Genomic DNA, 7,642 nt, shown 5'->3' on the forward strand with positions numbered 1-7,642 from the left:
CCCGTTCTTCTAGCATTTCCACCAAATCACGAAAACTGAGGTTGTACCGTAGGTACCATCTTACCGTTAACAAAATAATATCAGGCTGATAATGCTTCCATTTGAATACATTTTCCTTTTCCATACCAATCACGCACCCTTTTTAAAGTCATAGTAACAGTATGTCCAAGATTTATAGATTCATTGCAATTGTCCTTAAGTTTTTGCACCAGAACCAACGAAAGCGTTTTGAGAGAGTATCTCCATGTTTTAAATACCTTCGTTGCCTTAAAGAAGCTGTTCTTTATTCAAGAATAGCTTCTGGTTGTTTAATAATTTTTATCCAAGAACAAAAGTAGATAACTACCTGCACAAAGAAAAAATTCAACTCGGGTTATGATATAAATTGAAAATTCAAATGAAGTTAGTATTCTTTCTCTCTTAATCTTTTTAAAATGCCTGTAATAATAAAATGAACATAAGAGTAGTATTATTGCTGATAATTGGAATGTATTTTCCAATAGATTAACCAAAAAATCAACTCCTCACAATGACGGTAGAATATGCCCTATTACAATAATCCACTCGTAAAATCCTGCTTATTTCTAATCTAGTCCTAAAATAAGCACAATATAATAAAACAAATGAAATTACAAATATTGTTCGTTTAGACCAGATCTTAAGTATTAGGGCGATTATCCCTAAAATTAAACTGCTAATGCTTAAGGCTAATTCGATGTATGCAACCGCATATATACTAAACTGCTGCGAAAATAAACTTTTGAATAGAAGTTTACTTTCCAATAATCATTAAAACGGACGTATACGTCATATGTATCAAGCCTTTCTTTTTTGGTGTAAAAATTGTTTTATCACATTAAGAGCATCCTACACAAGGATTCTCTTAATGTGATAAGGAGTTAGATATGAGTGAATAAGGAACAACGTAGGGTTGTCCCTATACTTGTCCTTATCAAAAGGTGACATAATAACAGCACTCGTTTCCGCGAGTACTTTGGTAAAAAAGGGATTAGATGAAATATAACTTGTTTTATACTATATGCTTGTCTCCTTTAAAGTGTGAAAATGAAAAAGAGCACTCTCCTTAAGTGCTCTCTCGCAAAGAATATCGGTAATTATATTTGCAACCGTTCTATATAAGTGTATGCTTCTCAATTATCTTTATGTCTGAAATTGTTATTATATAATCCATTACGGCAGGTGATATTTCGTATAAAAAAGAGCAACCATACATCACTTGCTCTCATACTGTTTACTTTTAATATATATTATTATATTTTAGTAAGCAAAACTACTAAAGGAGGAAATCTATGATTAACGCAATAGGTATAGCTTTCATTATTTCCTACGATTTGGCTAATACAGATAGTTTTCAAATCGAACAAAGTAATGCGCTTATTGAATCCATCAGTTCTCGAAAAATGATAAATAATGAAGGAAAGCCTGTATTAGAAATAGCATGTAAATATAACATTCTAATGAATGAAGATACTGAATGCATAACTATTAATGATTACACAGGAAAGATATCACCTTTTCTTCGTTCAATAGTAGGACCAGGTCTTGTCATAACTGAAAATTATTATTTAAACCATGTTGATAAGCCCACTAAGCATATAAAAAAAATTATAAAGGAACTTTTAGAATAATAAGGGCAACCATGCATTCGGTGCCCTTTCGTCAAATGTCTATGTTATTACTATAAATCATTTTTTCAATAGGTAACATTCACGGAACCCAACATTGGAAAACCACTTTATTTTATTGGCTGTAATTTCCGTTTTGGAGGCACTTCAAAATGTTAGCTTAATGGGAATGAGGGAAACCCCATAATTACCCTCAACATTTGGGCGTAGTTTCAATATATATTAGACCCCTATGTTAGTGGCTTCCATAATGCCAAAGCGAATATCCAATTTGAGTCACCATTTCCTTGATGATTTTGAACAGCTTCATACACTTTCCCTTGATGTTCTACTTTGTCGCCCTTTGTATATGCCTTCCTCGGATCCCATTTTTCATAAGATACATTTTGATCTTTTGTTTTTATCAGAAGAATGTTACTTTGATTTGATGTATTTCCAGCTGTATCTACAGCCTTCACTGCATATTTATATTCCTTATTAACTTTTAGGTTTTGATCAGTAAACGTCGTTCCTTGTACCGTTTGAATCAATTGTCCATCACGTAATACCTGATATTCTTTTACACCTACATTATCTGAAGAAGGATTCCATTTTAGCTCTACACTGTTAGAAGTAACATTGCTTGCATATAATCCTTGTGGCTGTGTTGGAGCCTCTGTATCTGGCTTAGGATTAACAATTTGATTTACTTTCTTCAGGCCATCCTTTGTAACCTCATACATTACCTTTTTATCAAAGCTTTCGTGCTTATTATTATCTAAATTTATTAACGTTGCTCTCTCTTCACCTTCTAGGTGTGTAAGTTCAATAAAATCGCCCACTTTTACTGGGACTGTTTTTGATTCAGCATTTTGCTGTTTATTCCCATAAACCTCTTTGTTATAGACCAATTTACCTGATGTGTTTTGCACTTTAATACTTGCATATGTGCCATCAAAGTAATGGTGTGGTACACCTGCTTTTAGGTCAATTTGCATTTCTTCTGTTGATTTATTTAAATTTACTTTTGCGAATTCAAAATCTCCAATCCCTTTCAGTGACCATGAAAACTGTTTTCCTTCCAAGATATCATCTGTATTTGGTACATGGCTTTTTATTTGAGTAAGAAGATCCATCATCGGTCGCGGTTCATTCGCAAAAACAGAAATGATACTGTTATTTAATTCTTTCCACTCAGCATCTGTTACATTTGGATTTTGTAACATAAGAGCAACGTAATCTTTCCATACTAAAAAATTGATTGGTAAAATATTGGTGGATATTTTATAAATTGCAATTTTATTATCTGCTGAAGTGATCGCTTTCGCTAACCAGCGTAATCGCTCTGATTGATCTAGTTTTACTGGGTCACGTTCAGCATTTTCAAATAGTAGCATATACGGTACTTGATTTGTCGGGCTATTATCTGACCAAGGAATAACAGTTGCATCATGACGGCTCGATTCACCCCATCCGGATATATCATTTCCTAAATTCCAAGAAGATGGTTTGTTATTCCATATGAGTGCACAATGTCCAGGTTGTCCAACAGGCATAGCTGCCACTCCAAAGGCTTGGCTTACTTGCGTACCAAACTTCGAAATATTACCGCATACCCCGCCAAATCTGTAAATGGAAGAAAGATTCCAACCTAAACCGTAGAATGCATCATTTCCAGCGTGAATGCTAACTCCATCTTTGTTATGGGTTACATAATTAATCAAATATGCACTTTCCCCTACCTTATCTTGATTTTTAAGTTCTGGATGTTCCGTATTAATCATATTCCTTGCCCAAGTTAAATCTTCTTCTGGTGACCAAGTATTCACTACTAACCTTAAATGCCAAACATCATATGTTCTAAAGCAAGGAAGTAACTCATTATTTTGATCTGCTGATTTATAATGTTGGTACCTTGTTAATGGATTAATAGGTTGATTGTTTGTCCAATATTTTATAGGTTCAGCATGAGCTAACGATGTAGCTATCGCTAGTTTTAAATACAATCCTTCGTGAGAATTTGCATCCGCATTCCAGATTGTATTCCATATCTCAAGTGCATTTACAGGATTTTTTCCAGTTGGACTACCACCTTCAAGATAGGTATTCATGACACCTGTATTTTTCATAGCCCAGCCAAGAAATTTCTGATGGTTAGCATCTTTTTTAGCAAATGTAGCCATTGTTGCAGCACCTGTTTGTGATATGAATTGCCACTGAGCCAAAGCTGCTGCAAATACTGGGTCTGCAAGCTTCTTTTTCAAGTTCTCTTCAGTCATACCCCCAACATTTCCATTCAGATATGCTGTGAGATTATTCAAATGAGCTTCAAAATTACCATTTGCAATTGCTTGATCCGTCTGTTGGTCCAATGTTTCTAAAGTGAATGTCTCTTGATTGAATGACATTGTTTCAGCTGAAACCTTTGTATGCGGAATCGTAGCAATACTTCCTAAAATAATCGGCATTGTTAATAATAAAGATGAAATCCTTTTCAAAATAATTCCCCCTTTTTTGTTTTTGACCTTTGACTACTGCATGATTCTCGTTTATATAAAATAATTTCCATACTTAAAGGCATGAGGAATTAAACAGCCAACATGAATATAATTTGGTAGTTTCCTAACCTTTCGCAACTGGCTGACATAGTGGAATGCACCTTAGTCCCTATAACTTTCACTAATTTTACCTTTATCGAATTTCATTCTCAGATGAGATCATAACAAATTTCATTTTATAACTTGGTATTCCCACGCCCATCAACTTAAAAATTCAAAGTAAGTGGTTTCCATAACGATAAGGCAAATATCCAATTCGGATCACCATTTCCTTGATGATTTTGAACAGCTTCATACACTTTCCCTTGATGTTCTACTTTGTCGCCCTTTGTATATGCCTTCCTCGGATCCCATTTTTCATAAGATACATTTTGATCTTTTGTTTTTATCAGAAGAATGTTACTTTGATTTGATGTATTCCCAGCTGCATCTACAGCCTTTACTGCGTATTTATATTCCTTATTAGCTGTTAGATTTTGATCAATAAACGTCGTACCTTGTATTGTTTGAATTAGTTGTCCATCACGTAATACCTGATATTCTTTTACACCTACATTATCTGTAGAAGGATTCCATTTTAGTTCTACACTGTTAGAAGTAACGTTGCTTGCATATAATCCTTGTGGCTGCGTGGGAGCTTCTGTATCTGGTTTCGGATTAACAATTTTATCTACTTTCTTCAATCCCTCTTTTGTAATCTCATAGACCGCTTTATTCCCAAAACTTTCCTGCATGTTTTTCTCCATATTTGTAATAGTAGCTCTGTTCGCACCTTCTAAATGTGTGAATTCAATAAAATTGCCTACTTTTACCGGAACTTTTGCTTGCTCTGCATTTTGTTGCTTATTTCCATAAATCTCTTTGTTATATACCACTTTACCTGATGTGTTTTGCACTTTAATACTTGCATATGTACTATCAAAGTAGTTATGTGGTACACCTGCTTTTAGATTAATTTGCATTTCTTCTGTTGATTTATTTAAATTTACTTTCACAAATTCAAAATCACCAATCCCTTTCATCGACCATGCAAACTGGTTTCCTTCTAAAACATTCGAAAAATTCGGTGTATCCGGTTTAACCGGATTAGAATCTGTACTTTTCCAAATTTCAGCCGTTAAATTTGGATACCCTAGTGCCGCTACTTTTTGGATTGTATCATTATTTGGGCGTAATCCCCATTTCTCAAAAAACGGAATTAAATTTTGTTTTGCTGCCTTTGATGCTGAAATCATAAATAATTGTTTTTTCGTTTCATCAGTTTGTGGAATCTCATTTGAAGGCATGTCTCTATACAGCTGATGCAACTTAGGATAGAAGTCTTCTCCGTACGCTAGTTGTAATTGCCAAAGCATTACAACTTTAACAAAAAGGTCACTAATGTCATCATAATTTTTATTAGGTTGTTCTAAGTATTGAAATGCCTTAGTATAAGCGCCCTCTTGTTGCAATCTAAAAGGTTGATTAGATGTAAATGCTTTTTCTACAGCAAGGCTGTAAAGATTGACTTGTACCTCTGTCATATTTTTAAAGTTCCAAGGCGTTTGTTGTCTCATATGTCCTGCCTCATGCCAAGGTCCCCATCCATCATTTGTAAATTTATTAATGTCTAATACATGTTGGATTGCATCTCCTACATATGCAGTTCTGTGAGGATATGCATACATATAATAATCCAGAGAATGGTTATCCTCCACATAATGCAGATAATGTTTATCTACTTGTTCTTCAGATAATCCAGATATTTTATCTTGAATTCTAGTGGCCTCATCCATTTTTTTTAAGAGTTGTACAGGATCTGTGTTAGAGTCTATCAAATATTTTTTAACACGAACTGGGCTAGCAGTAATCAATACGCGCTCCCCTTTTAATTCCACCGCATGTGCATTTGGATATTGATTGAGCATATTTATTAAATCTTGTTTCGTATGCTTTCCAAGTTCAAAGAGAGGAGTAGCCGTTCCGCCTGTTATTACTGTTGTTTGAATGGTACCACCTTGTTGTTTATTATAAAAATAAATCATTCCTCCATTTGGAGATTGAATTGTGTTTGTACCTGGACTTAAAGTAAATGATTTAATTTTGGAATCTTCCCTCCAAGAAGCATCGAACGAGAAAGTTCCAATATATGCTTGTATACTTTGATTTCCTTGTACCTGAATTGTTATTTGTTCATTTGGCTTAGCATATAACCCTGTTGGCTCGTATGCACTAAAATTTCTTTCCCTTCTTTCAATATTTTGAAGTTGGGAGACATCTCCTTTTCCTGGAACTGCAAATACTCGATTTTCCACATTAACAGAATTTTCATTCTGTAACGTTGTAGATACTTTCTTTTGCTGTGCTTGTTCTTCCGCAAAGACTTCTAATGAAGGCGTTATTCCAGTAGCAAACATAGATAATGTGGCAGTTATCATCACTAAATTTTTTGTTTTTTGTTTCTGTCCCCTTTTCATAATATCCCTCCGCTATATTTCCAAATACTTATAATATGAATATATAAGTAATAGATATTACTTATATATTCATATTATCTATTGACACATATTTACACAATTTAACATACATATACTCATTTATATAAGATAATGAACATATTTCAATTCACTTGATAAGAAGAATAATCAAATGAATGTATGAGAAAAAGAAGGATTTTAATACGTTTATTATTAAAAACGTATTAAAATCTTTAAAAATGTCAAAATATTAATACATTATGTTTTGGTACAAAAACTTCCAAGCAGTTGTAACTAATCACCTAAACCCGGATATACCAGTACTTTTAAAAGAACCTAATCCTAAATGGGGTCACCATATCATTTCGATAAATTTGTACGCTAAGAAATTTATAAAGGTTGTAGATGTTTAATAAACGTTTAAAAATATTTTATAACACATCTTTAAACATGATAATCCTTGACTATATAAGTAATGTCTTTAAAGGTATACTTCTATAAGAATTTTTGAGGGAAATGAATAAGTTGTGATAAACCTAATTAAATAAATGATTTGAAAGTAAACTAAACGGCTAAAAGTTTACTTTCATTTTTATTAAAAAAAGAACATGTAGAAATTACTACATGTTCTTTTTGAGTTGATGGCAATATTACAACTTGTTTATATTAGTTTGCTACTTTCATACTTTTGTAAAACTAGTTTTCACTATATGGTGCCCCTAATATCCTGTTTACATTTGTACATATTAACAGATTGGTATTGCATAGATCGTAAAATTTGCCTAGGTAGAGCTAAATACTTTATGGTATTACTTAATGATTGTAGAGATGGCTTGTTTGTATACCAGTTGTTGTTTACCATGAACCATCATTAAGACAGTAAATTTATCTGTTGCAAGGATCTGCCCACGTACTGGAACGCCATTCTTTAAAAATACAGTAACTTCCCCTTTTTTCTCTTTCAATTGTTCATACATATCTTCTTGTAAATTAAACATGAAAT

The 7,642-nt window shown here is 33.2% G+C and carries 4 protein-coding genes and 1 pseudogene; 1 reads left to right on the plus strand and 4 read right to left on the minus strand.

Going from position 1 to position 7,642, the window contains the following annotated elements:
- Positions 1-124 (minus strand): annotated as a pseudogene (locus MR155_RS30230) (IS6 family transposase); the annotation flags it as partial.
- Positions 125-1,310: 1,186 nt separating this feature from the next.
- Here MR155_RS30230 and MR155_RS30240 point away from each other — a divergent pair.
- Entirely contained in the window at positions 1,311-1,649 is a 339-nt protein-coding gene (locus tag MR155_RS30240; protein WP_016093711.1) for a hypothetical protein, read from the plus strand.
- Positions 1,650-1,876: 227 nt separating this feature from the next.
- On the opposite strand, the gene MR155_RS30245 is transcribed toward MR155_RS30240, so the two are convergent.
- The 3 genes from MR155_RS30245 to hfq all read right to left on the minus strand — a co-directional run bounded on the left by MR155_RS30245 (position 1,877) and on the right by hfq (position 7,637).
- The gene (locus MR155_RS30245; protein ID WP_242312011.1) at positions 1,877-4,123 is read right to left on the minus strand and encodes a putative mucin/carbohydrate-binding domain-containing protein; all 2,247 of its coding nucleotides are present in this window, start codon (positions 4,121-4,123) and stop codon (positions 1,877-1,879) included.
- Positions 4,124-4,389: 266 nt separating this feature from the next.
- Positions 4,390-6,639: a M60 family metallopeptidase gene (locus tag MR155_RS30250; protein ID WP_242312012.1), complete on the minus strand. Its 2,250-nt coding sequence runs from the start codon at positions 6,637-6,639 to the stop codon at positions 4,390-4,392.
- 809 nt (positions 6,640-7,448) lie between these two features.
- Entirely contained in the window at positions 7,449-7,637 is a 189-nt protein-coding gene (gene hfq, locus MR155_RS30255; protein ID WP_002203963.1) for an RNA chaperone Hfq, read from the minus strand.
- Positions 7,638-7,642: the final 5 nt, after the last annotated feature.

Origin of the sequence: Bacillus cereus group sp. BfR-BA-01331, from assembly GCF_022663915.1 — a bacterium.
Classification (GTDB): domain Bacteria; phylum Bacillota; class Bacilli; order Bacillales; family Bacillaceae_G; genus Bacillus_A; species Bacillus_A mycoides.

Coding starts and splice junctions, on each gene's coding strand:
- MR155_RS30250 (WP_242312012.1), bottom strand. CDS start 6,639: ATGAAAAGGGGACAGAAACAAAAAACAAAAAATTTAGTGATGATAACT.
- hfq (WP_002203963.1), bottom strand. CDS start 7,637: ATGTTTAATTTACAAGAAGATATGTATGAACAATTGAAAGAGAAAAAA.
- MR155_RS30240 (WP_016093711.1), top strand. CDS start 1,311: ATGATTAACGCAATAGGTATAGCTTTCATTATTTCCTACGATTTGGCT.